This is a genomic window from Sphingomonas sanxanigenens DSM 19645 = NX02, from assembly GCF_000512205.2.
GTDB lineage: Bacteria > Pseudomonadota > Alphaproteobacteria > Sphingomonadales > Sphingomonadaceae > Sphingomonas_D > Sphingomonas_D sanxanigenens.
This window is the reverse complement of sequence record NZ_CP006644.1, coordinates 4,327,883-4,352,211: the sequence shown is the minus strand read 5'-3', so window position 1 is coordinate 4,352,211 and position 24,329 is coordinate 4,327,883. Positions and strand designations below refer to the sequence as shown.

Annotated in this window: 22 protein-coding genes; 10 read left to right on the top strand and 12 right to left on the bottom strand. The window is 69.1% G+C overall.

Annotated elements, in window-relative coordinates; translation table 11 throughout:
• Positions 1 to 68: 68 nt before the first annotated feature.
• Complete coding sequence (locus NX02_RS19800; protein ID WP_025293926.1) at positions 69 to 1,388, bottom strand: ATP-binding protein; 1,320 nt, start codon at positions 1,386 to 1,388, stop codon at positions 69 to 71.
• Between the two features lie 65 nt (positions 1,389 to 1,453).
• A complete protein-coding gene (locus NX02_RS19795) occupies positions 1,454 to 2,164 on the bottom strand; it encodes a response regulator transcription factor (protein ID WP_025293925.1) in 711 nt (236 codons plus the stop codon).
• A 383-nt stretch (positions 2,165 to 2,547) separates the two neighbouring features.
• Between NX02_RS19795 and NX02_RS19790 the strand changes: the two genes are divergently transcribed.
• The 3 genes from NX02_RS19790 to fdxA are packed head-to-tail and all read left to right on the top strand — an operon-like array spanning position 2,548 to position 5,835.
• Positions 2,548 to 5,106: a helicase-related protein gene (locus NX02_RS19790; RefSeq protein ID WP_025293924.1), complete on the top strand. Its 2,559-nt coding sequence runs from the start codon at positions 2,548 to 2,550 to the stop codon at positions 5,104 to 5,106.
• On the top strand, positions 5,096 to 5,452 hold the full coding sequence (locus NX02_RS19785; protein WP_025293923.1) for an RNA-binding S4 domain-containing protein: 357 nt from the start codon (positions 5,096 to 5,098) through the stop codon (positions 5,450 to 5,452). The genes NX02_RS19790 and NX02_RS19785 overlap by 11 nt, the downstream gene beginning before the upstream one ends.
• A 41-nt stretch (positions 5,453 to 5,493) precedes the next feature.
• Positions 5,494 to 5,835: a ferredoxin FdxA gene (gene fdxA / locus NX02_RS19780; protein WP_025293922.1), complete on the top strand. Its 342-nt coding sequence runs from the start codon at positions 5,494 to 5,496 to the stop codon at positions 5,833 to 5,835.
• A gap of 58 nt (positions 5,836 to 5,893) precedes the next feature.
• Here fdxA and NX02_RS19775 read toward each other — a convergent pair whose 3' ends face one another.
• A complete protein-coding gene (locus tag NX02_RS19775) occupies positions 5,894 to 7,552 on the bottom strand; it encodes an alkaline phosphatase family protein (protein ID WP_039996704.1) in 1,659 nt (552 codons plus the stop codon).
• Positions 7,553 to 7,648: 96 nt separating this feature from the next.
• Here NX02_RS19775 and NX02_RS19770 point away from each other — a divergent pair, with 96 nt between their 5' ends.
• A complete protein-coding gene (locus NX02_RS19770; protein ID WP_047100130.1) occupies positions 7,649 to 9,715 on the top strand; it encodes a protein-disulfide reductase DsbD family protein in 2,067 nt (688 codons plus the stop codon).
• Positions 9,716 to 9,719: 4 nt separating this feature from the next.
• On the opposite strand, the gene NX02_RS19765 is transcribed toward NX02_RS19770, so the two are convergent.
• The 3 genes from NX02_RS19765 to NX02_RS19755 all read right to left on the bottom strand — a co-directional run bounded on the left by NX02_RS19765 (position 9,720) and on the right by NX02_RS19755 (position 13,212).
• Positions 9,720 to 10,574 carry a copper resistance protein NlpE N-terminal domain-containing protein gene (locus NX02_RS19765; RefSeq protein WP_025293919.1) on the bottom strand — a complete coding sequence of 285 codons (855 nt, stop codon included), beginning with the start codon at positions 10,572 to 10,574 and terminating at the stop codon, positions 9,720 to 9,722.
• Between the two features lie 77 nt (positions 10,575 to 10,651).
• The gene (locus NX02_RS19760) at positions 10,652 to 12,349 is read right to left on the bottom strand and encodes an amidohydrolase (protein WP_025293918.1); all 1,698 of its coding nucleotides are present in this window, start codon (positions 12,347 to 12,349) and stop codon (positions 10,652 to 10,654) included.
• Positions 12,346 to 13,212, bottom strand: a complete 867-nt coding sequence (locus tag NX02_RS19755) for an NAD(P)-dependent oxidoreductase (protein WP_025293917.1) — start codon at positions 13,210 to 13,212, stop codon at positions 12,346 to 12,348. The genes NX02_RS19760 and NX02_RS19755 overlap by 4 nt, the downstream gene beginning before the upstream one ends.
• A gap of 60 nt (positions 13,213 to 13,272) precedes the next feature.
• Here NX02_RS19755 and NX02_RS19750 point away from each other — a divergent pair, with 60 nt between their 5' ends.
• Positions 13,273 to 14,523 (top strand): threonine ammonia-lyase, encoded by a 1,251-nt coding sequence (locus NX02_RS19750; protein ID WP_025293916.1) that lies wholly within the window; start codon positions 13,273 to 13,275, stop codon positions 14,521 to 14,523.
• A 194-nt stretch (positions 14,524 to 14,717) separates the two neighbouring features.
• Positions 14,718 to 15,515, top strand: coding sequence for an arginyltransferase (locus tag NX02_RS19745; protein ID WP_025293915.1), 798 nt, complete (start codon positions 14,718 to 14,720; stop codon positions 15,513 to 15,515).
• Positions 15,516 to 15,671: 156 nt separating this feature from the next.
• Here NX02_RS19745 and NX02_RS19740 read toward each other — a convergent pair whose 3' ends face one another.
• The 5 genes from NX02_RS19740 to ctrA all read right to left on the bottom strand — a co-directional run bounded on the left by NX02_RS19740 (position 15,672) and on the right by ctrA (position 20,542).
• Positions 15,672 to 16,421, bottom strand: a complete 750-nt coding sequence (locus NX02_RS19740; RefSeq protein WP_025293914.1) for a proteasome-type protease — start codon at positions 16,419 to 16,421, stop codon at positions 15,672 to 15,674.
• Between the two features lie 87 nt (positions 16,422 to 16,508).
• Positions 16,509 to 17,315, bottom strand: coding sequence for a transglutaminase family protein (locus NX02_RS19735; protein WP_025293913.1), 807 nt, complete (start codon positions 17,313 to 17,315; stop codon positions 16,509 to 16,511).
• Positions 17,315 to 18,250 carry an alpha-E domain-containing protein gene (locus NX02_RS19730; RefSeq protein WP_025293912.1) on the bottom strand — a complete coding sequence of 312 codons (936 nt, stop codon included), beginning with the start codon at positions 18,248 to 18,250 and terminating at the stop codon, positions 17,315 to 17,317. The genes NX02_RS19735 and NX02_RS19730 overlap by 1 nt, the downstream gene beginning before the upstream one ends.
• Positions 18,250 to 19,695 carry a circularly permuted type 2 ATP-grasp protein gene (locus NX02_RS19725; RefSeq protein ID WP_025293911.1) on the bottom strand — a complete coding sequence of 482 codons (1,446 nt, stop codon included), beginning with the start codon at positions 19,693 to 19,695 and terminating at the stop codon, positions 18,250 to 18,252. Before NX02_RS19725 ends, NX02_RS19730 begins: the two co-directional genes overlap by 1 nt.
• A 145-nt stretch (positions 19,696 to 19,840) precedes the next feature.
• Positions 19,841 to 20,542 (bottom strand): response regulator transcription factor CtrA, encoded by a 702-nt coding sequence (ctrA, locus tag NX02_RS19720; protein ID WP_025293910.1) that lies wholly within the window; start codon positions 20,540 to 20,542, stop codon positions 19,841 to 19,843.
• A 266-nt stretch (positions 20,543 to 20,808) separates the two neighbouring features.
• On the opposite strand from ctrA, the gene NX02_RS19715 reads away from it, so the two are divergent.
• The 3 genes from NX02_RS19715 to NX02_RS19705 are packed head-to-tail and all read left to right on the top strand — an operon-like array spanning position 20,809 to position 22,382.
• Positions 20,809 to 21,483 carry an RluA family pseudouridine synthase gene (locus NX02_RS19715; protein ID WP_025293909.1) on the top strand — a complete coding sequence of 225 codons (675 nt, stop codon included), beginning with the start codon at positions 20,809 to 20,811 and terminating at the stop codon, positions 21,481 to 21,483.
• The gene (arfB, locus tag NX02_RS19710) at positions 21,470 to 21,883 is read left to right on the top strand and encodes an alternative ribosome rescue aminoacyl-tRNA hydrolase ArfB (protein WP_025293908.1); all 414 of its coding nucleotides are present in this window, start codon (positions 21,470 to 21,472) and stop codon (positions 21,881 to 21,883) included. Before NX02_RS19715 ends, arfB begins: the two co-directional genes overlap by 14 nt.
• 10 nt (positions 21,884 to 21,893) lie before the next feature.
• Entirely contained in the window at positions 21,894 to 22,382 is a 489-nt protein-coding gene (locus NX02_RS19705; protein WP_025293907.1) for a GAF domain-containing protein, read from the top strand.
• Here NX02_RS19705 and NX02_RS19700 read toward each other — a convergent pair whose 3' ends face one another.
• A complete protein-coding gene (locus NX02_RS19700) occupies positions 22,383 to 22,838 on the bottom strand; it encodes a universal stress protein (RefSeq protein ID WP_025293906.1) in 456 nt (151 codons plus the stop codon).
• Positions 22,839 to 22,971: 133 nt separating this feature from the next.
• Between NX02_RS19700 and NX02_RS19695 the strand changes: the two genes are divergently transcribed.
• Positions 22,972 to 24,258: a pyruvate dehydrogenase complex dihydrolipoamide acetyltransferase gene (locus NX02_RS19695; RefSeq protein ID WP_025293905.1), complete on the top strand. Its 1,287-nt coding sequence runs from the start codon at positions 22,972 to 22,974 to the stop codon at positions 24,256 to 24,258.
• Positions 24,259 to 24,329: the final 71 nt, after the last annotated feature.

The window sequence follows — 24,329 nt, the reverse complement described above, 5'->3', positions numbered from 1 at the left end:
GCGGTGCGCGCGCCTTGCCATGGAGCTAGGAAACCGGCTTTGCTGCGACGCAGCGGTAGCGTTAAGAATTATTGCTGCGCGATGGGCAGTGCGATTTCCGCGCGCAAGCCCCCTTCCGGCCGGTTCGACAGGGTCAGGCGGCCCTTTTCCAGATCCACCGCGCGCACGACGATCGCGAGGCCGAGCCCCAATCCCTGCGTGTCGCGCTGGCGCGCGCTATCGAGCCGGGTGAACGGCTGAAGCACTTCCTCCATCTTGTCCTCGGCGATGCCGGGGCCTTCGTCATCGACCCGGATCAGCACCTCGTGCTCCGCCATCGCGACCGAAACCACGCACCGTTCGCCATAGCGCAGCGCATTGCCGACGAGATTGCCGATCGCGCGGCGCATGTTGAACGGGCGGAGCCGGAAGTTCAGATGGTCCGGCCCCTCGTAGCTCGCATCATGGCCACGATCCGCGCATTCCTCGGCGATCGTCGCGGCGAGCACGGCAAGGTCGGTCAGCACCGGTTGTTCGGGATCGCGCTCACCGCCGAGGAACGCGAGCAGCGAGGCAATCATGCCGTCCATTTCGTCGAGATCGCCCTGGATCGCCTCGCGGATCTGCTCGTCGCGGACCGAATCGAGCCGGAGCTGCAGGCGGGCGATCGGGGTGCGGATATCGTGGCCGACCGCGGCCAGCGCCTCGGTGCGCTCGTCGATAAGGCGGTGGATGCGCAACTGCATCGCGTTGAACGCGCGGATCACGTCGCGCACCTCGAAGGTGCCGGTCTCGCGGACCAGCACTTCCTCGCCCAGGCCGATTCGCTCGGTCGCATGCGCGAGCCGGCGCAACGGGCTGAGCGCGCGGCGGATCAGCAGCGCGCCGAGGATCAGCAGCGCGACCGCGGGGATCATCGCCAGCAGCACGCGTCCGAACGCGAGGTCCCAGCTGTGGACGAGGCCCTTGGCGGTGAAATGAACCCAGCTGCCGTCGGGCAGCCGGAGATCGCCGCTCACCGTCGCCTTGCGGCCGGGCGAGAGCAGCTTGAGCCTGAGGTCGGTCTTCGCCAGCTCGGGCTCCCAGGCGACGATCTGGCGGCGCATCGCCCGCAGCTCGGCTGACAGCGGCGGCGGCACCAGCGGCGTCGGCCCCCAGCTGAGGATATAGCGGTCGGTGGTCAGCTCGCTCGCCATCTGCGGCCGCTGCTTCCACGACCGCTCGTCCATCAGCTTGTGTGCGATCACGAGATGCTCGGCGAGGCGCCGGGCCTCGTCCTCGCGCAGCGACAGGCGCGCGGCGCGTTCGTACAGCACCGTGCTGGCACCGAACTCGATGACGACGGTCAGCAGAAGGATCGCGAGGATCCGGCCTAGCAGGCCCAGATGATGCCGGGTCGTTCCGAACACGGGATGATAACCGGATTGTTGCGCTGTGCGACCGGTAATGCCGCGCCGCCGATCGCGCCAGCGGTTCAGCTGCGTTCGACCGTGGCGTTGAACATATAGCCTACGCCGCGCACGGTGACGATCGGCGCCGGTTTGTCCTCGGTCGAAAGCTTGCGGCGCAGCCGGCTGACGAGAACGTCGATGCTGCGGTCGGACGAATCGCCCAGCCGCGTGCGCGACAATTCGATCAGCCGTTCGCGCGCGATCACGCGCTGCGGCTGGCCGAGAAAACTCGCCAGCAGGTCGAATTCGGCACCGGTCAACGGCACGACCGCGCCGTCGGGCGACTTCAACTCGCGCCGCGGATAGTTGACGGCCCAGCCGTCGAACTTGTCCTCATTGTCGCGCGGGCCGGACGGCTGGCGCTCCAGCCCGCCGCGGCGCAGGACGGCGCGGACGCGCGCCACCAACTCGCGCGCGCCGAAGGGCTTGGCGAGATAATCGTCGGCGCCAAGTTCCAGGCCGATCACGCGATCGGCCTCGCTGTTCTTCGCGCTGATGAAGATGATCGGCACGTCGCTGCGGCGGCGGATCTCGCGGCACAGGTCGATGCCGTTGGTGCCCGGCAGCATGATATCGAGCAGCAGGAGATCGACATGGCCGTTCTCGAACGCGATCCACATCTCGGGCGCGGACGATGCGGTCTGCACCCGATAACCATTTTCCTGAAGCGCGCGCGCGGTGAGCGTCCGCAATGGCGGATCGTCTTCGACGAGGACGATGTTCGGCGAGGTCATCAGCGGATATATACGCAGCTCGATGGCGTTGTCATGCGCCGCGAGGTAGGTAGGGTGAAACCCGTGGTCAACCTGGCCTCCGTTGTTACCGCTCACCGCTTCTGCATAGCAACGGTTTGTCATGCTGCGGACATTTCCGGCGTTGAGGTGGAAACAATTCATCACCGCCTCCCTCGCCGGTCGCCGAACGAGGCCTCCGTCAGGGTTGCGCAGCCGGCGGGCAAGACGGTGGACATCCATCCCCGCGCCGATCCGGGGGATTTCGTCTCTGCCGGTGCGTTGCCCGTTGAGAGCGACTGGCCGACCGATCAGCGGACCGACCCGAGGCGGCGCCGGGAAATCGCCGCTTGCGCCTGAGGCCGATCGGCACGATCTATCGATCCATGAGCGCGTTCGCCCGATCGGCTGTGACCGCCGTGCTGGGGCCCACCAATACCGGCAAGACCCACCTCGCGGTGGAGCGCCTGTGCGGCCATTCGTCGGGAATGATCGGCTTTCCGCTGCGGCTGCTGGCGCGAGAGGTTTATGACCGCGTCGTCGCGATCAAGGGGCCCAGGGAAGTCGCGCTGATCACCGGCGAGGAGAAGATCGTGCCCGAGGGTGCGCGCTGGTTCCTCTCCACCGCCGAATCGATGCCGATGGAGCGCGATTTCGCCTTCGTCGCGCTCGACGAATCGCAGCTCGGCGCCGATCCCGAGCGCGGCCATGTATTCACCGACCGGCTGCTCCATGCGCGCGGGCGCGAAGAGACGATGATCCTCGGCTCCGAGAGCATGCGGCCGATGATCCGCGCGCTCGTGCGCGATGCCGAGATCATCACCCGGCCGCGCTTCTCCACGCTCAGCTATGCCGGCGCAAAGAAGCTCAGCCGGCTGCCCAAGCGCTCGGTGGTCGTCGCGTTCAGCGCGGAGGAAGTCTATGCCGTGGCGGAGATGCTGCGGCGGACGCGCGGCGGCGCAGCGGTGGTGATGGGCGCGCTTTCCCCGCGCACCCGCAACGCCCAGGTCGCGATGTATCAGGCGGGCGAGGTCGACTATCTCGTCGCCACCGATGCGATCGGCATGGGCCTGAACATGGATGTGGCGCATGTCGCCTTCGCCTCGCTCTCCAAGTTCGACGGGCGCCGCCGCCGCCGGCTGACCTTGGCCGAAATGGCGCAGATCGCCGGCCGCGCCGGGCGCCACCAGCGCGACGGCACGTTCGGCGAGCTCGCGCTGGAGGGGAATGAGACGCGGCGCTTCCTGCCCGAGGATATCGAGGCGATCGAGGAGCATCGCTTCCCGCCGCTCGACCATCTGTTCTGGCGCGACGGCGATCCCGACATGGCGAGCGTGGATCGGCTGATCGAGGCGCTGGAGGCGCGGCCCGAACGGCCGCAGCTGCGCGCGGCACCGCAGGCGGTGGACCTGGCGGTGCTCAAGCGGCTGGCGGCCGAACCCTATGTCGGCGCCCGCGCCCGCGGCGAGCGCGCCGTCCGCCGGCTGTGGGCCGCCTGCGGCCTGCCCGATTTCCGCAAGACCGGCGCGGAGGCGCACAGCCGGCTGGTCAGCCGCATCTACGGCCATCTGAGCGAGGGGCAGGGGCATATCCCCGCTACCTGGTTCGCCGACGAGATCGCCCGGCTCGACAATGTGCAGGGCGATGTCGAGGCGATCGCCGACCGGATCGCGGCCGCACGCACCTGGGCCTATATCGCGCACCGCGCCGACTGGCTGGCTGAACCCGGCCGCTGGGCGGACCGCACGCGCACGCTGGAGGAAAAGCTCAGCGATGCGCTCCACCAGCGGCTGACGCAGCGCTTCGTCGATCGCCGCACCTCGGTGCTGATGCGCGATCTCGGCGCCAAGGGGCATGACGCGCTGCCGGTGACCGTCGAGGCGGATGGCGCGGTGCTGGTGGGCGGCGAGCATATCGGTCACCTCGAAGGTTTCCGCTTCCGGGTCGATCATCAGGCGCGGCATGGTGACATGAAGCGCCTGATGGCGGCGGCGGAGCGGCGGCTGGGCGGGGAATTGTCGCGCCGCGCGACACAGCTTGCCGCAGCGCCCGACGAGGAACTCATGCTCGCCACCGATGTCGGTCGCCCGGTCGCAATCTTCTGGCGCGGCGATATCGTCGCGCGGCTGGAAAAGGGCAGGGGGTTGCTGCAGCCGCATGTCCGCCTCTACAAGGCGCTCGACGCGCTCTCCGCCGATGACCGCTCGGCGGTGACCGAACGGCTGGCGGGCTGGCTGCAGGCGCAGACGCGACGCCACCTGAAGCCCGTGACCGCGCTGGCGGCGGCGGCGCGCGACCCGCAGGTGCCGCCGCAGATCCGCGCACTCTATGCGCCGCTTGCCGACGCCGGCGGTATAGCCGCGCGCGCCGATCTCGACGCGACGGTGGCCGGGCTCGATCGCACGATGCGCCAGCAGGCGGGGCGGCTGGGTGTGAAGATCGGCACGCTCGACATCTTCTGCCCGGTGTTGCTGAAGCCCGAGGCGGCGCGCTGGCGGCTGGCGCTGCTCGCGGCGAGCGAGGGCAGTGACATGCCCGAACTGCCGCAGGCGGGCGCCGCGGCGGTTGCGACGCCCGGCGATCCGATGCGGTTCGAGGCGGCGGTGCGCGCCGGCTATCGCCCGCTCGGCGCGCAGATGCTGCGCATCGACCTTGCCGAGCGGCTGGCGCGGATCGCGCATGATGCGCGCACCGGCGGCGATGGCGGCGGACGCGCGCCGTTCAGCCCCGATCCGGGGCTCGCGACATCGCTGGGGCTGCGCCCGCCGAGTTTCGCGCAACTGATGCTGGCGCTGGGCTTCCGCCCCGCGGATGCCGCGGACGACGGCCGCACCGGCCCGCGCTGGGTTTGGCGCGGGCTGCAGCGGCAGCGCCGGCGCGCGGTCCAGCGACCGGGCAATGCCTTCGCCGTGCTGGCGGAATGGCGGACGGCGGATGGCCACTGAAGCCGGCGGGCCGGCGGGGGGTGCGGGGCCGAGCCAGCGGCTCGACCGCTTCCTGTGGTTCGTGCGGCTGGTCAAGACGCGGTCGCTGGCGCAGACGATCGCCGAAGCGGGGCGTCTCAGGATCGACGGCCGCGTCGTCGATCGCGCGCACGCGCCCGTCAGGCCGGGCAATGTGCTGACCTTCGCGCTCGACGGCCGGGTGCGGGTGATTCGCGTCGAGGCCCTGCCGGCGCGGCGGGGACCGGCCCTGGAAGCCCGCAAATGCTATGCCGATCTGTCACCGCCGCCGCTGAAAACGACTTGCAGCAATGGCGAAGATGTTGACGCGCCGGGGCGCGAACCTTAGCGGGGCCGCCACGGGACGTTTCCCCGGGGAGCTTTGAGACAATGACCTACGTCGTTACGGACGCCTGCATCCGCTGCAAATATATGGATTGCGTAGAGGTGTGTCCGGTCGACTGCTTCTATGAGGGCGAGAATATGCTCGTCATCAACCCCAGCGAATGCATCGACTGCGGCGTCTGCGAGCCCGAATGCCCGGCCGAGGCGATCCTGCCCGATACCGAAAGCGGTCTCGAGCAGTGGCTGGAGCTCAACACGACCTATTCGGCGCAGTGGCCGAACGTGACCCGCAAGCTTGACCAGACCCCGGACGATGCCGACGCGATGAAGGGCCAGACCGGCAAGTTCGAGAAATATTTCTCGCCGGAGCCCGGCGCGGGCGATTGATGCTTTAATTTTCCTGCCCGAGCTCCCCGACGCTGCGCGCCGGGGAGGAGAATTCAACTCATTTCGCGCAGGTGTCGGCCTGGCCGGCGTCGAGATCGAGGCAGCGGCCGTCGATTTCCTCGCTCGGCACGTCGAGGCCGATCAGCGCGGCAAGCGTCGGCAGGATATCGACGGTCTCGATGCCCAGCGGCTGTTCGAAGCCCGTGGCGCCGGGACGATAGAACAGAATCGGCACACGGCGGTCGTAGATCCACGGTGAACCATGGGTCGCGACATAGCCCTTGGTCGGATCCGGGATCGGCATCACGTTCGGCTTCAGCAACACGATCAGGTCGCCCGACCGCTCGGGATCGAACGAGGCGCGGGCGCGCTCGGCGAGCGACCATTCCTCGACCGGCGGTTGCGGGCTGGGCATGCGGCGCAGATCGTCGGCGGTCAGCACCGTCTGGATCTGGGGATAGGCCTGCAGCTTCGCCTGCGCGAGTGCGATTACGCGCGGGCGCAGCGCGGCGGGCAGCGCGCGCGAGACATACCAGTCGCCGAACGGGCCGGTCGACGAGAGCAGGGGCCCATCGAGCGTGATGCCCAGCTCCGCCGCGATCGCCTTGCCGATCGTGTCCGAGTTCAGCTTCGGATCGACGCGCTGCGCGCCGGGGAAGGCGCGCGCCGTGTCGCGCTCGGTCAGGTCATGCCCGCCATGATCGGCGGTAAGCGCGACGACATAGGGCGTGCCGGTCGCGTCGAGCGCGTCGAGGATGCGGCCGACATTGGCGTCGAGCCCCATCAACTGCGCGCACATCTCGCCACCCTCGGTGCCGAAGGCATGGCCGACATAGTCGGTGGCGGAAAGCCCGATGGCCAGCACATCGGTCCCCTGCCCACGGCCGAGTTTCATCTCGTCGATCAGGCCGATCGCGAGGTCGGTGGTTGCGGCGTCGAAGCCGGCGGCGACGCGGAAGCCGCTGAAATCCTCCGCCTTGCGATCGACCGGTACACCCACCGACTTGCCGGCGCCGATCGGCACCGCGATGGCGCGGCTGCGGCATTCCGCGGGAAGCACGACCTTTTCGGGCCTGGCGATGGTGGCTGCGACCTGCGCGTTGACGCGGCCGACGGTTGCGGGCGCCGCGCCGGTGCGATCGGGTAACGTGACGAACGACTTTCCGCCCCAGAACCAGATCTGGTCGGTCTGGTGGCCGCCCATCATCACTGCCGCACGATCCTTGCCTGCAACCGAAACGACGCGGTCCGCGGGTGCCGCCGCCTTCATCCGGTCACCCAGCGTCAGCGCTTTCAGATGGCGCGGCGACACGACATAGTTCCTGGAGCTGGAGCCCGGTGCGGTGGGATCTTCCGCGCAATAGATCACCTTGTCCGCGCGCGCGGCGCCCAGATCGATCCAGTCATTGGCGATGATGCCGGTGCGCGAGGGGCGCGAACCGGTAAGGATCGTCGAATGGCCGGGGCAGGTCTCGGTCGCGGCGTGGCTCTGATAGCCCGAGGGGAAGACCACGCCCTGCGTCAACCGCTTCATGCCCAGCCGGAACATCTGGCGATATTCCGCGAACAGGTTCGCCGAGAACTGGTCCACCGAGATGGCGACGACCAGCCGCGGTGCCGGCTTCGCGGCACTTTGCCGGGCGGGCGCCTGGGCTTGCACCTGCGCGGCGCAGAGCAACGCCGATACGGTTCCAGCGAAACGAAGGGCTGACTTCACGAATGACTCCTTGGCGAACGGGCTCTCACACCGCTAATGAAACCCGCGATGGCAGCGCGGCAAGCAGGTTCGTTGGCGGTGAACGGTTTCCGCTTGATGACGTTCGCACTCGCGACGTTGCTGGCGATGCTGTTTGCGCCGCTCGCGCAGGCGCAGCTACCCGCCCCCGGCGGGCAGCCCAACATCAGGGCAGCGCTGGTCGCCGAATCGGACAGGCCGGCCGCCGGCGGTGTCGTCGCGCTCGCCTTCGAGATGAAGCCGGCGCCGGGCTGGCACGGCTATTGGGCGAATCCGGGCGATGCCGGCCTCGGCATGCGGCTGAAATGGACCTTGCCGCCGGGGGTCACGGTATCCCCGCTGCGCTATCCGGTGCCGCAGCGGCTGATCGTCGCGGGGCTGATGAACTATGTCTATGAGGCGGATTACGCGCAGCTGGTGACGCTCGACGTCCCGGTGGGGCTGGCGCCGGGCACGTCGCTGCCGATCCGCGTCCAGGCCGACTGGCTTGCCTGTACCGACGAGATCTGCGTGCCTGAGCGCGCCGAACTGGCGCTGGATCTGGTGGTGGGAGACGGCATCGTCGACGCCGCGCGGCGCGGGCGCTTCGATGCGTGGCGGATGGCGCTGCCGCGACCGCTGGGTGGCGAGGCGCTGTTCGAGGCGAAGGCGGGCAAGCTGCGGCTGGCGATCCCGATCCCGGCTTCCGCCGAGGTCGGCGAAACCTATTTCTTTCCGCTGACCGAGGGTGCGATCGATTATGCCGCGCCGCAGGCGGTGCGGCGCAAGGGCGACACAGTGTTCGTCGAGGCGGCACTCAGGGGCGGTGCACCCGCGGCACTCGACGGCGTGCTGGCGATCGGCGGCGGCCGCGGGCTCGCGTTGCACGCGCGGCCCGGCGCGGTCGATGCGGCCGCCTTCGCCACCGCGGCGCCGCTCAACGCCGGTGAGCCCGCCGACGTCGCCGGGCTGCCGGCGACCGTGCTGCTCGCGCTCGGCGCGGCGCTGCTGGGCGGGCTGCTGCTCAACATCATGCCCTGCGTGTTCCCGATCATCAGCCTGAAGGCGCTGAGCCTGATCCGCGCCGGCGGAGACGAGCGGAGCGCGCGGATCGAGGCGCTGGCCTATACCGGCGGCGTCGTGCTCACCTGCCTGCTGCTGGGCGGGCTGCTGCTCGCGCTGCGCGCCGGCGGCGAGCTCGTCGGCTGGGCGTTCCAGCTCCAGGACCCGCGCATCATCCTGCTGCTGCTGGTCGTGGTGCTGGCGATCGCGCTCAATCTCGCCGGGCTGTTCGAGATCGGCAGCATCGCCGGCGGCGAGCGGCTGGCGCAGCAGGGCGGCGCCGCCGGCGCTTTCTGGGCGGGGGCGCTCGCCGCCTTCGTCGCCACCCCCTGCAGCGGACCGTTCATGGCCACCGCGCTGGGCGCCGCGCTCGTGCTGCCGTGGCCCGCAGCGCTCGCGGTGTTTGGCGGGCTCGGTATCGGGCTGGCATTGCCCTTCCTGCTGATCGCCTTCGTGCCGGCGCTGCGCCGGCGGATGCCGAAGCCCGGTGCCTGGATGGGGCGGTTCCGGCGGATCCTGTCGATCCCGATGTTCATCACCGCGCTCGGCCTCGCCTGGGTGCTCGGCCGCCAGTCGGGCGTCGACGGGCTGGCGTTGGGGCTGAGCGCCGCGCTCGCGGTCGGCCTCGCCCTGTGGTGGGCGGGGCGGCGGCAGTGGACGGGCGGCGGCCGCGGCTGGCTGCCGATGGTCCCCGCGCTTGCGCTTGCGCTCGCCGCGCTGGTGCTGCTGCCGCACGTCGCGGTGCCGGTCGAGAATGGCGGCGTGCCGGGTGACGAGCGTTTCAGCGAACGTCGCCTCGCCGCGCTGCAGGCCGAAGGGCGGCCGGTGTTCGTCTATTTCACCGCAGACTGGTGCGTGACCTGCAAGGTCAACGAGAAGGCAGTGCTGCAGCGGCGGCGCGTGGTGGACGCGTTCGCGCAGCGCAACGTGGCGGTGCTGGTGGGTGATTGGACGCAGGGCGACGCGACGATCAGCCGCTTCCTCGAACGCCACGGCCGCAGCGGCGTGCCGCTCTACCTGTATTATGGTCCGGGCGAGGACCCGCAGGCGCTGCCGCAGCTGCTGACCATCGACATGGTGCTGAAGGCGATCGACCGCTCCTGAGCGGTCAGGATCCGGGCGTCAGCCGCACGGTGCCGCCATCGCCGGTGTCGGACGGGAACAGCAGCGCGCCATCCGCGCCGCGCGTCATCATGATCGGCGCATCGCCATTGTCGGGCGTGAGCTGATAGCTTTGGGCATCCCCCTCGCCGATCAGCTCGACGCTGCCTTCGGTGAGGTCGGTGCCGCCGTCGCGGCGGCGGCGTTCGAGCCGGTAGCGCTCGGTCTCGGGGCCGCGCGCGGTAAAGCTCAGCACCAGATCGACGCCCGCGCAGTCGGCGCAGGGCAGGCTGCCCTGGAACCGCGCGCCATCGGCCACCGCCGCCTGGCGGACGGGTGCGCGGCAGCTTTCGATCACGCGGCGCACGGTGCCGTTGACCGGCAGTTGCAGCGGCTGCGTGCCGGTCGCGTCGACCGCGAGGGTGCCGGCGCCGAGCAGCCGGTCGATCGCATCGTCGTCGAGCGCGGCGGCCGCTTCCAGCCGCGGTGTGCCGCCGCCGCGCGCGCGCGCCGCATAGCGCGTCTCGCTGCCATCGACGGTGAGCGTCAGTTCGGCGGCATCGGTGCCGCCCGCTGCGCGCTGCAGCAGCAAGCGGCGGCCGCGTCGGTCGCAGCGGATCGCGAACTGCCCCTGACCGCCCGCTTCGCCATAGAGCGCGAGCCCGCCGCCGGGATCGTCGCGATAGAACCAGGTCGGCTCGCGTGTTTGCAGCGCAACGGGTGCGGGTGCGTCGGCAGCGTTGCCGCTATCGCCCGGCGCGGCATCGGCCGCGCCGAGGCTGTCCTCGGCGGAATCGGACGGGGCGGACGTCTCGCCGCAAGCGGCGAGCAGCAGCAGCGAAGCGACGATCAGGCGGCGCATGCCGTTGCCCTATGCGCTGAACCGCGCCGGCGCAAGCGAGGCGGGACGGGTCGTTGGCCGGACGCGGCGCAGGCCGGTCATTGCCGCCTGGCCGCCGGGGTAGCGGCCGCAGGCGCAGCGTCGCGCGGATATTGCCGGTAGCCGCCGACCCACGTCTCGCTGACCTTCGTCTGGCGCAGCGCCTCAGGGGCGACGGTCAGCGGATCGCGATCGACGAGGATGAAGTCGGCGCGGTGGCCGGGCAGCAGCGAGCCGATCCGATCCTCGGCGAAGCCCGCCCAGGCGCCGCCGGTCGTATAGGCCGCCAGCGCCTGTTCGCGGCTCAGCCGCTCTGCGGGGTGCCAGCCGCCTGCGGGCTGCCCGTCCGTGCCCTGGCGGGTGATCGCGGCATAGAGCCCCTCGAACACGTTGGAGGTCTCGACCGGCGCGTCCGATCCGAACGCCAGCCGGCCGCCGGCGCGCAGGATCGACTGCCAGGCATAGGCGCCGCCCAGCCGGTCGGGGCCGAGCCGTGCTTCCGCCATCGTCCGGTCGCTCGTCTGGTGGATCGGCTGCATCGAGGCGATGATGCCCTGCCTGGCGAAGCGCGGGATGTCTGCGGGGTCGATGATCTGGGCATGTTCGATGCGCCAGCGCAGGTCGCCGGGGAAATCGCCGCTCAGCTCCTCGATCGCGCCGAGCAGCTGCGCGTTGGCGGCGTCGCCGATCGCGTGGCCGGCGATCTGGTAACGGTCCATCGACGCGCGGCTGATCAGGTTGCGAAGCTTGGTCTCGTCCAGCATCTGCAGCCCGCGCTCGCCCGGCGCATCGGCATAGGGGGCCTTGAGCGCGGCCCCGCGCGAACCGAGCGCGCCATCCAGCCAGAGCTTGACGCCCACCAGCCGCAGCTTGTCGAAATAGAGCCAAGGCGTCGGGCCGCTGCCGCCGATCGTCTGCATCACGTCCGTGCCCGCGGCGTAGGAGAGCACGCGCAGGCGGAGCTGGCCGGTGTCACCGGCGCGGCGCAGCGCCATCCAGTCGTCGAGCGAGGTGCCCATGTCGGCGATGGTCGTGACGCCATTGGCGAGCAGCATCTGCTGCGCCTTCATCAGCGCATTGTCGCGGTCGCGCGGGAGCGGTGCCGGCACCGCCTTCTCGACGAGCATCATCGCCTCGTCGACGAAGATGCCCGAAGGCTGGCTGCCCGCCTTCTCGATGCGGCCGCCGGCGGGGGCTGCGGTACCGGCGGTCACGCCCGCCGCGCGCATCGCCGCGCTGTTCGCCCAACCGGCATGGCCATCGACGCGGCTCAGCCAGACCGGCTTGTCGCCGGCCGCCGCATCCAGTTCGGCGGCGGTCGGAAAGCGGCCCAGGCCCCAGCGTTCCTGGTTCCAGCCCGTACCGAGGATCCATGGGCGGGCGGGGTTCTCCCTGGCATAGGTGGCGATCTTCGCCTGCGCCTCGGCGAGCGATGTTGTGTCCGACAGGTCGAGCGACAGCGCCGCGAAGCCCATCGGCAGGATATGGGCATGCGAATCGATCATGCCCGGCAGCAGCGTCGCGCCCTGGCCGTCGCGTTTCCAGTCGAGCTGCTTGTCGCGCGGGCGCTTGTCGCCGCGCTTGAGCAGCTTGCCGACCTTGCCCTCGCGATCGATGACGATGCCGGTGAAGCGCACCACCTTGCCCTCGGCATCGAGGGTGATGCCGTTAACATTGTCGATCATGCCGTCGGCATAGGCGGGCGATGCCAGCAGAAGCGCGGCCGCTGCCGCGGCCGTCCCGGCCAGCCGCCTCATTTGGGCAGCCTGCGCACGAGCGAGCTGGTGTCGAGCCGGCCGCCGCCGGCCGCCTGCAACTCGGCATAGAATTGGTCGACCAGCGCCGCCACCGGCAGGCTGGCGCCATTGGTCCGCGCCTCCTCCAGCGTCAGCCCGAGATCCTTGCGCATCCAGTCCACCGCGAAACCGAAGTCGAAACGGTCCTCCGCCATCGTCTTCCAGCGATTGACCATCTGCCAGCTCGATGCGGCGCCGCCCGAGATCGCCTCGAACACCTTGTCGAGGTCGAGATCGGCATGCTGCGCGAAATGCAGCGCTTCGGCCACGCCCTGGACCGCGCCCGCGATCGCGATCTGGTTGACCATCTTGGTGGTCTGCCCGGCACCCGGCGGGCCGACATGGACGATGCGCGCGCCATAGGCGGTCATATAGGGCCGTGCCGCCTCGAACGCGGCGGGCTGCGCGCCGCACATGATCGAAAGCGTGCCGTTCTCGGCACCGGCCTGGCCGCCCGAAACGGGGGCATCGACGCTGTGAATACCGAGATCCTTCGCCTCGACGGCGAGCTGGCGGGCGATGCGCGCGGAGACGGTGGTGTGATCGATGAACACGGCGCCGCGCTTCATCACGCGGAATGCACCCTGCTGGCCGATGGTGACGGCGGCGAGATCGTCGTCGTTGCCGACGCAGGCGATCACCGCATCGCGATCGCGCGCGGCCTCCTGCGGGGTCGCCGCCTTGCTGCCGCCATGGCGCTCCACCCAGGCGTCGGCCTTGGCCGAAGACCGGTTGTAGACGGTCACCTCATGCCCCGCCTTCGCAAGATGCCCTGCCATGGGCGCGCCCATGACGCCCAGCCCGATGAATGCTACTTTCGCCATGGGACGCCTGCATAAGGCGTGTTTCGCTCCGCCGCCAGATGGGCTAGGGGGCGCAGCCTTATGGCAAGCATCGTACAGCTCGAACCGCAGGCCACAGACCTGCCCGTGACCCTCGAAGACGTGCGCGCGGCGCATGCGAGGATTGCGCCTTCGATCGTACGCACCCCGACCTTGTTCAGCCAGACGCTGTCGAAGCTGACCGGCGCGAATGTGTGGCTGAAGTTCGAAAACCTGCAGTTCACCGCCGCCTACAAGGAACGCGGCGCGCTGAACCGGCTGCTGCTGATGGGTGAGGCGGAACGCCGCAAGGGCGTGATCGCCGCCTCCGCCGGCAACCATGCGCAGGGCCTCGCCTATCACGCGACGCGACTCGGCATCCCCTCCACGATCGTGATGCCCGAGCTCACCCCCACGGTGAAGGTGACGCAGACCGAGGGGCATGGCGCGAACGTGATCCTCCACGGCGAAACCTTCGATGCCGCCTACGCCCACGCCCGGCAGCTGGAGACCGAGCGCGGACTGACCTTCGTCCACCCGTTCGACGAGCCCGATGTCGTCGCGGGCCAGGGCACGGTGGCGCTGGAAATGCTGGAGGATGTGCCGGCGATCGACACGCTGGCGATCCCGATCGGCGGCGGCGGGCTGCTTTCGGGCTGCGGTGTCGCCGCGCGCGGGCTGAAGCCGGATATGATGCTCGTCGGCATCCAGGCGGAACTCTATCCGTCCACCTATGCCGCGCTGAAGCAGCTCGACTTGCCGTGCGAGGGCGATACGCTGGCGGAAGGCATCGCGGTCAAGGAGCCGGGCCATCTCACCCGTCGCATGGTCGCGCAGCTCGTCGACGATGTCGTGCTGGTCAACGAACGGCGGCTGGAGGAATCTGTCAGCCTGCTGCTGCAGATCGAGAAGACCGTGGTCGAGGGCGCCGGTGCCGCAGGCCTCGCCGCGCTGCTGACCTATCCGGAGATGTTCCGCGGCCGCAATGTCGGCATCGTGCTGACGGGCGGCAATATCGACACGCGGCTGCTGGCCAATGTGCTGCTGCGCGATCTTGCCCGATCGGGCCGACTCGCCCGCCTGCGCGTGCGGCTGCAGGACCGCCCGGGCGCCCTGTTCCACGTCGCGCGGATCTTCGACGAGCAGCGCGTGAACATCATCGAGGTCTATCACCAGCGCGTGTTCACGACCTTGCCGGCCAAGGGCCTGATCACCGATATCGAGTGCGAAACGCGCGATTCCGCGCATCTCGACCGGTTGATCGCCGCGTTGCGCGCCGGCGGTTACGAGGTAAGCCCGGTCGAACTCGCCTGAGCGCATAGGCGCTTCACGACGGGCAGGCCCCGCGCTATCATCGCCGGATCGGCCTGTGGGAGGCCGGGCATGATGGCCAGATGATCATGCCGCTGGAACCGGGGCTGCGATGCCCCAGCCGCGCGCCGATGGTCTCCTCATCGGCTCGGCCGGCGGTGCTCACTGTGCGCAGGCAAAGAGGGGGGATTCGGGCGTTGACTGCACCTTTTCGGTTTCCCCGCTTCTTCGTGACCAGCCCTTCCCCCTGCCCGTATCTGCCGGGCCGCACCGAGCGGAAGGTCTTTACCGAGCTGAAGGGTCCGAACGCGATCGAGCTGAACGATGCGCTGGGGCGGATCGGCTTCCGCCGCAGCCAGAGCGTTGCCTATCGTCCCAATTGCATCGGGTGTTCGGCCTGCGTTTCGGTGCGCGTCGTCGCCGGCGCGTTCAAGGCCAACGGCACCCAGCGCCGGCTGCTGCGCCGTCATGCCGATCTCGAGGTCACGACCTGCAAGCCCTGGTCGACCGACGAGCAGTTCGACCTGCTGAGCCGTTACCTGACGGCGCGCCACCCGGGCGGCGGCATGGCCGACATGGACGAGATCGACTATGCCGACATGGTCGAGCAGACCCCGGTCGAATCCTATGTGATCGAATATCGCGAACCCGCGCCGGAGGGTGGCCGCGGCCGGCTGGTCGGGGCCTGCCTCACCGATCGCCAGGCCGATGGCCTCTCGATGATCTACAGCTATTTCGATGCGGAGGATGAGGTCCGCCCCGGCCTCGGTACCTTCATCATCCTCGATCATATCCGCCGCGCGCAGGCCGCGGGGCTGCCCTATGTCTATCTCGGCTATTGGGTCGAGGGCGCCAAGCGCATGCAGTACAAGACCCGTTTCCGCCCGATCGAGCAGCTGGCGCAGGGCGGCTGGCAGCGTTTCGAGCCGGCGGAGGATGTCGAGGCACCGTCCGCGCCGCCGGCGCCGGGCAATCACGGGAAACTGGTGCGCTAGTACGGCTGAAAATTCCTCCCCGGCGCGCGGCGTCGGTGGCCGCCAGCCGCAGGCTGGTGGTGGAGGGGCCGGAACTGAAGTATCGTGAGCGCGAAAGGGTCGGTCGGCTACGTCCACGCCGGCCCCTCCACCATCGGCTTCGCTGACGATTGCCCCTCACACCGCCTTCATGAACGGCGGCACCGGGATCGCCGCGCGGCTCTCGTTGAGCAACCGGCCCCATTCGGACGAGAGCATGTCGAAATAGGCGTCGTCCTCGCTGATTCTCAGGCGGATATCCGGCCTGGTCGCGTCCGACGGCACGACGAGCAGGTCGAACGGGCGGCCGACCGACAGGTTGGAGCGCAGGGTGCTGTCGAACGAGATCAGCCCGACCTTCACCGCCTCGTCGAGCTCGGTGTCATAGGCGAGCGCGCGGTCGAGGATGGGCTTGCCATATTTGAGCTCGCCGATCTGGAGGAAGGGGCTGTCGGGGCTGCACTCGATGAAATTGCCCTCGCCATAGATCATGTAGAGGTGGAGCGGTCCGTCATGGATGCGGCCGCCGAGCAGCAGCGAAATGCCGGCGTTGATGCCGGTGCCGCTGAGCGTGGCGCCCACCGAATAGCTCGCGGCGCGGACCGCCTCGCCAACGAGTTGCGCGGCGCGGAACATCGTCGGCACGCCGGCCAATGTGCGCGCAACGCCGCCCTCTTCCACCGGCGGCAGCCCCTCGGTGAGCATCGAGAGCATCGACTGGGTGACGGAGAGGTTGCCGGCCGAGGCGATCGCCATCAGCCGGTCCTCATTATCCTGCAAGATGTGCAGCTTGCGGTAGATCGAGATGTTGTCGATGCCGGCATTGGTGCGCGTATCCGCGATCATCACCATGCCGGCGCGGGTGAGCAGCCCGACGCAATAGGTCATGTCATCCTCTCCGGTCCGCTGGCCAGCTTCTTATGGGAGATGATTAGCGCCTTTCGCGCGCGAACGGCAGCGGAATCACTGATGCGATCAGCTCTGCTGCTGTCGCGCCTGACCCGCATCCTCGACTTCGACGTCGACATCGACGTCGAGCATCTCGATGCCGCCGCCCTCGCGCGCGCCCGAGATCGGGGTGGCGTCGCTGGCGTCGAGACCGGCGGCGACGCGGACATAGTCGACTTCGGCGCGCGCGCCGACGCACGGATCGAACGCGATCCATTCATCGTCGATCAGCACTTCCACCCAGCTGTGCGGCCGTGCGGCGGGGCCGCTGCTGAACGCCAGGCAATGGCCGGCGACGAAGCGCGCCGGATAGCCGGCGACGCGCACCGCGGAGGCGAAGAGATGGGCGATGTCGCGCGCGGTGCCCTGGCCCTCGGCGAGCGTCTGCGCCGCGGTGCGGCCGAGCACAGGGCGCGACTTGAACAGGCGCGCACGCCCCTGCACCAGCCGGCTGATCGCCTCCGGAGCACCGCCTTCGCGCGCCAGCGCCTCGATCGCGGTGTCGGCACGGGTGAGCGCGGTCTGGCGGGTATAGACCAGCGGCGGCAGCGGATCGGGCGCGCCGGACACGCGGCCGCCGCACGCCTCGGTCAGCACCTCGCCATGGACGCTGATCGCGAACTCGGTCAGCGGTCCATCGATATAAAGCATCGTCGTGATGTTGCCGAACCCGTCGCGTCCCTCGCGCAGGCGGCAATCCTGATCGATGTCGATGCGCCAGCCGGCGACGGTCTGGCCGCCATGATCCTGCGGCGTGACGCGCAGCATCTGGACGATGCGCGCCTGCGGCTCGCTGAAGCTGTAACGGGAGCGGTGATCGATGGTGAGACGCATCAGACGAACCTGAACTGGCGGCCGATCGCACCGTCGAGCGCGGCGTTCTCGATGATGAAGGCCTCGAGGAACTCATGCAGGCCGCGGCTGACGACGTCACCCACTCTGGTCGCGCCCAGCTTGCTCAGCCGCGCGCGCGCCATCCGGTCCGCCTCTCCCTGCAGCCCGGTGCGCTTGCCGAGCGCGCTCAGCAATTCGACCACCTCCTCGGCGGCGCCGGCGATCGACAGCGGCAGTTCGCGGCGCAGCACCAGCAATTCGGTCACCCGGCTGGGCGTGAGCCCTTCCGAATAGAGCCAGCGATAGGCGGTGACGGCGGAGACGGTCTGGAGGATCGTCGTCCACTGGTCGCGGTCCATCGTGCCGCCGACATATTCGCCCTCGGGCAGCAGGATATGATATTTGACGTCGAGCAGGCGCGCGGTGTTGTCCGCGCGTTCGATCGCCTGGCCGAGGCGGATGAACCAGCTCGCCTGGTTGCGCATCATGCGGTGCAGCGCGCCTTCGAAGCTGCGCACTTCCGCCTTGGTCTGGTCGACGAGGTTGAGCGTCGCCTGCGTGCCCCCGGGGCTCGCGCGGCCGTGCGAGATGATCCAGGCGCGGTTGATTGCGCTCCACGCCTCGCGGGTCAGCGCGGTGCGCACCGAGCGGGCATTGTCGCGCGCGCGATCGAGGCAGTTGATGATCGATCCGGGGTGCTCGGTCGAAAGCGTGAGGAAGCGACTGACATTCTGCGGCGTCAGCTTCTCCCCCGTCGCCATGAAGGCGGCATCGGCATCGGTGACGAGCAGCGCGCTCATCCACGCGACCTCGCCGGCGGGCTGCGCGGACAGCGCATCGAGCCGGACGGTGGCCTCGACCAGGCGCGCGGTGAAATCGGCGCGCTCGATATAGCGGCCGAGCCAGTAGAGGCAGGAGGCGGTGCGCGACAGCATCAGCCGGCCGCCCCTTCGTCGAGCAGCACGAAGCTGTCCTTGGTGCCGCCGCCCTGGCTGGAATTGACCACCAGCGATCCCTTCTTCAGCGCCACGCGGGTGAGCCCGCCCGGAACGATGTCGACGCCGTTGGCGCCGGTCAGCACGAACGGCCGGAAATCGACGTGGCGCGGGGCGACCCCCTCGTCGGTCAGGGTCGGTACGGTCGAAAGCGCCAATGTCGGCTGCGCGATATAGCGGTGCGGCTCGGCGATCAGCGCAGCGCGGAACGTCTCGATCTCCTGCCTGGAAGCGGTCGGACCGACGAGCATGCCATAGCCGCCCGAGCCGTCGACCAGCTTCACCACCAGCTCGGAAAGATTGTCGAGCACATAGTTCAGCGCCTGCGGCTCGCGGCAGCGCCACGTCTCGACATTGGGCAGCAGCGCCTCGCCGCCCGAATAGAAGCGCACGATCTCCGGCATATAGCTGTAGATCGCCTTGTCGTCGGCGATGCCGGTGCCGGGCGCGTTGACCAATGTGACGTTGCCGGCGCGATAGGCCGCCATCAGCCCGGGCACGCCCAGCAGCGAATCGGGGCGGAAGACGAGGGGGTCGAGGAAGTCATCGTCGATGCGGCGATAGATCACGTCCACCTTCACCGGGCCGGTGATGGTGCGCATCCAGACGATGTCGTCGTCGACCATCAGGTCGGCCGCCTCGACCAGCTCGATGCCGAGATTGTCGGCGAGGAAGCTGTGCTCGTAATAGGCCGAGTTGAAGCGGCCCGGCGTCAGGATCACGCAGACCGGATCGGCGGCGGTGGCGCGCGGCGCGACCGAGCGCATCGTCGCCAGCAGCCGGTCGGGATAGCTGTCGACCGCGGCGACGCGGAACTGGCGGAACAGTTCGGGGCACAGCCGGATCATCGCCTCGCGATTCTCCAGCATGTAGGAGACGCCGGAGGGGGTGCGCGCATTGTCTTCCAGCACCCAGAACTGGTCGGGCCCGGTGCGGACCAGGTCGATGCCGCAGATGTGCGAATAGATGCCGTGCGGCGGCTTGGTGCCGGCCGCCTCTGGCCGGAATTGCGGGTTGGTGAGGATCAGTTCGGGCGGTACCACGCCTTCCTTGAGGATACGGCGCTCGCCATAGATATCGTCGAGAAAGGCGTTGAGCGCCTGCACGCGCTGGACCAGTCCGTCGGACAGCCTCGACCATTCGCTCCACGTGAACATACGCGGCACGATGTCGAACGGGATGATCCGTTCCGCCGCATCCTCCTCGCCATAGACCGCGAAGGTGATGCCGAGCTGGCGGAAGGCCGCCTCCGCCGCCTGCTGGCGTCGCTGCAACTCGGCGGCCGGCGTTTCTTCCATCCACCGCGTGATCGGCGCGAAACCCGATCTTGCACTCCCTCCGGCGCTGTTGCCCCAGATTTCGTCGAACGCCCTAGGCCCCGCCATGCTCCCCCGTCAGTTCAAGATCCGCCCGTGAGAACCGCAGACTGCGCCGGATTATTGCGGCGCACAAGGGGGGCATATTGACAAATGCGAAGCGGCCGGCGGATCGCTCCGCCGGCCGCTGCAATGCATCGGTCCAACCGAAAAATCAGGCCACTTGCGGCACCTGAACATCATCGGGATCGCGCAGCACATAGCCGCGACCCCAGACGGTCTCGATATAATTGTCGCCGGTGCAGGCCAGGCTCAGCTTCTTGCGCAGCTTGCAGATGAACACGTCGATGATCTTGAGTTCGGGCTCGTCCATGCCGCCATAGAGATGGTTGAGGAACATCTCCTTGGTCAGCGTCGTGCCCTTGCGGAGCGAAAGCAGCTCCAGCATCGCATATTCCTTTCCGGTCAGGTGGACGCGGCTGCCATCGACCTCGACGGTCTTGGCGTCGAGATTGACCGATAGCTTGCCGGTGCGGATCACCGACTGGCTGTGGCCCTTCGAGCGGCGGACGACGGCGTGGATGCGCGCGACGAGTTCCTCGCGATGGAAGGGCTTCACGACATAATCGTCGGCGCCGAAGCCGAAGCTGCGCACCTTGGTATCCATCTCGTCGATCCCCGACAGGATCAGCACCGGCGTCAGCACCTTGGCGACGCGCAGCTTCTTGAGCACGTCGTAGCCGTGCATGTCGGGCAGGTTCAGGTCGAGCAGGATGATATCGTAGTCATAGAGCTTGCCGAGGTCCAAACCCTCTTCGCCGAGATCGGTGGTGTAGACGTTGAAGCCTTCGGTGGTGAGCATCAGCCCGACCGCCTTGGCCATGGTCGCATCATCCTCGATCAACAGCACGCGCATGCCGGCATCCCCTGTGTGCGGTCAGCCTCCCGCCGCATCGCAACCTATGCATTAACCAACGCAGATGTGAAGACAAAAGGTTAATTTCCCTGCAACCTCGTCGTGAACGACGCGGAAAACCGCCGTTTTCATGGATGTGCATCGTTCATGGCCGGGTGCGGCCTGTCGCGCCGGGCGCCCGCGCGCCAGCGACTCGCCGGGGCTTGTCCCGGTTGGTGGCGCACGCAGCATTTGCGCCCGCGCGCCGCGCGGCCCATATGCGCGCGATGCTCGCCGACCATGTTCTCTTCATCGATGCCGAGGCGCTGGTCGTCGACAAGCCCAGCGGCCTGCCGGTCGATCCGCCGCGCGACGGATCGCTCAGCGTCGAAAATCATCTCGAAAGCCTGAGCTTCGGCTTCAAACGCTGGCCGTCGCCGGTGCACCGGCTGGATCGTGACACGTCCGGCTGCCTGCTGCTGGCGCGCCATCCCAAGGCGCATCGCCGTTTCGCGCAGGCGTTCGAATCGGGCGAGGTCGAGAAGACCTATGTCGCGGTCGTCGAAGGCGTGCCTGCCGAACAGGCCGGCGTCATCGATCTGGCGCTGGACAAGACCTCGACGCGCGAGGCGGGCTGGCGGATGGTGCCTGCGGCGGGCGGCAAGCCCGCGCTCACGCGCTGGCGGTTGCTCGACGCCCGGGACGGCCGCGCGCTGATCGCGTTCAGCCCCGAAACCGGCCGCACCCACCAGATCCGCGTCCATGCCGCCGCCGGCCTCGGCGCCGCGATCGTCGGCGATCCGATCTACGGCCGCGCCGGCGCGCCGATGCTGCTGCACGCGCTCAAGCTGGTGCTGCCGCGCGAGGGCAAGCGCCCGGTGGAAGCGGTGGCGCCGCTGCCCGAACGCTTCGCCGCAGCGGGATTCGCCTTGCCCGAGGGCTATCTCGATGCCGGCGGCTGAACCCTGGCCGATCCCCGAAGAGGCGATCGAGGAGAAGTTCCTCGCCGCCACCGGCCCCGGCGGCCAGAACGTCAACAAGGTGGCCACCGCCGTGCAGCTCAGGGTCGACGTGTTCGCGCTGCGACTTGACCCCGGCACCTACAGTCGGCTGAAGGTGCTGGCGGGCAGCCGCTTCACCGATGACGGCGCGATCGTCGTCACCGCGCGGAGCTTCCGCACGCGCGAGGCCAACCGCGCCGATGCCCGGCAGCGCGTCGGCGAACTGCTGCGCCGTGCGCACGAGCGGCCGGTGAAGCGGATCAAGACCAAGGTCAGCCGCACCGCCAAGCTCAAGCGACTGGAAGGCAAGGCGATCCGCTCCGGCGTCAAGCGCGGGCGCGGCAAGGTCTCGCTGGATTGAGGGAACAGGAATGCATGTCTTCACCATCGCCGCGGATCAGGATGCCGCGACTCTCTGGCACGAGATCGGCCAAGCCGGCGACGCGCTGACCGCGGGCGAGCCCGACGCGATCGCCAACATGGCGAACCTCGCCGCTTTGCTGTGGGAATATCTGGCCGATATCAACTGGGTGGGCTTCTATCGGCTGGTGGGCGGCGAGCTGGTGCTCGGGCCGTTCCAGGGCAAGGCCGCCTGCATCCGCATCGCGATGGGCGCGGGCGTCTGTGGCGCCGCGGCGGCGACGCGCGAGACGCAGCGGGTGGAGGATGTCCACGCGTTTCCCGGGCACATCGCTTGCGACGCGGCTTCCGCCTCCGAACTGGTCGTGCCGGTCGTGGTCGATGGCCGGCTGATCGGCGTGCTCGACATCGACAGCCCCAGCCCGGCGCGGTTCGGCGTGGCGGATGCAGCGGGCGCCGAGGCGTTCGTGGCGCGCATCGGGGCGCGCATCGCCGGATAATCAGCTCAGCCGGTCGATCGCCTCGCTGTCGAGCGAACCCGGCACGATCATCAGCGGGCAGGGGAGCTTGCCCGCGTCTACGCCGGCGAAGTGGCTCACCAGCACGCCCGGCGAGCCGGAGGGGGCGGCGCCCAGCACCAGCGCGGCGACGCCGGGATTCTCGCGCAGCATGTCGCGCACCACCGCGACGGGCTCTCCCTGGCGCACGGTGATCTTGGGCTGCACGCCGGCCTCCTCGACCAGCGCGCCGGCGGCACCGGCAACCAGCGCTTCGGCGCGCTGCCGGGCTTCCTGCTCCATCGTCGCCTGCACGCCGCCCCACTGGACGAACTCTGCGGGCGGCACGAGCGCGAGGATCTCGACGGTGCCGCCCGTCTTCGCCGCGCGCCGTGCGGCGAACCGCAGGGCGGCTCCCGACTCGTCGGTCTCGTCGATCACGACCAGATAGGTGCGCATGGGTTCCTCGGGCTTCTGGGACATGAAAAATGCGGCAGCGAATCGTTGCTGGCAACCCTGTGGCTTGACCATTGACGGTGCTTTGGTCGAGAGGTGCCGCGACCAAAGCACTCGCCAAGGGAAGTCCAAGCCAATGCCGATCGAGCTCAAGATGCCCGCCCTCTCTCCGACGATGGAGGAGGGGACGCTGGCCAAGTGGCTGGTCAAGGAAGGAGACACGGTCAAGTCGGGCGATCTGCTCGCCGAGATCGAAACCGACAAGGCGACGATGGAATTCGAAGCCGTCGACGAGGGCACCATCCAGAAGATCCTCGTCGCCGAAGGGACCGACGGCGTCAAGGTGGGCGCGGTGATCGCGCTGATCGCCGGCGAGGGCGAGGATGCGTCCGCACCCGCCGCCCCGGCCGAACCGAAGTCCGAGCCCAAGCCCGAACCCGAAGTCGCCGCCAAGGCCGCGACGCCGGCGCCCGCTCCGGCCCCTGCCGCCGCGCCTGCGCCGGCGCGTGCTGCCGGCGACCGCGTCAACGCCAGCCCGCTCGCGCGCCGCATCGCCGCTGCCAAGGGCGTCGACCTCGCCGGCGTGGCCGGCTCCGGCCCGAACGGCCGGGTGGTGAAGGCCGACGTCGAGGGCGCCAAGGCAGGCGCTCCCGCCGCTGCCGCGGCGCCTGCGCCCGCTCCCGCCGCCGCGCCAGCGCCGGCCGCAACGCCCGCGCCCGTCGCCGAGAGCAGCATCCCGCACGAAGCGGTCAAGCTCAGCAACATGCGCAAGACGATCGCGCGCCGCCTGACCGAATCGAAGCAGCAGGTGCCGCACATCTACCTGACCGTCGACATCCGACTCGACGCGCTGCTCAAGCTGCGCACCGAGCTGAATGCGGCGCTGGAGAGCCGCGGCGTCAAGCTGTCGGTCAACGACATGCTGATCAAGGCGCTGGCTGCCTCCCTGATCGAAGTTCCGGCGTGCAACGTCTCGCTCGCCGGTGACACGCTGCTGAAGTTCAGCCGCGCCGACATTTCGGTGGCGGTCTCGATCCCGGGCGGCCTGATCACCCCGATCATCGTCGGTGCCGAAGCCAAGGCGATGTCGGCGATCGCGACCGAGATGAAGGATCTCGCAGCGCGCGCCAAGGACGGCAAGCTGAAGCCCGAGGAATATCAGGGCGGCACCGCCAGCCTGTCCAACATGGGCATGTTCGGCATCAAGCAGTTCGAGGCAGTGATCAACCCGCCGCAGGGCATGATCATGGCGATCGGTGCCGGCGAGAAGCGCCCCTATATCGTCGACGACGCGCTGGGCGTGGCGACGGTGATGAGCGCGACCGGCAGCTTCGACCATCGCGCGATCGACGGGGCCGACGGCGCCCAGCTGATGAAGGCGTTCAAGACCCTCGTCGAGAACCCGCTCGCGCTGATCGCCTGATCCCGTTCCGCCGCCGCGCCGCGCGCCGAAGCGCGGCCGGCGGCGGTCTCGTGCGCGGCCCCGCGCACCTG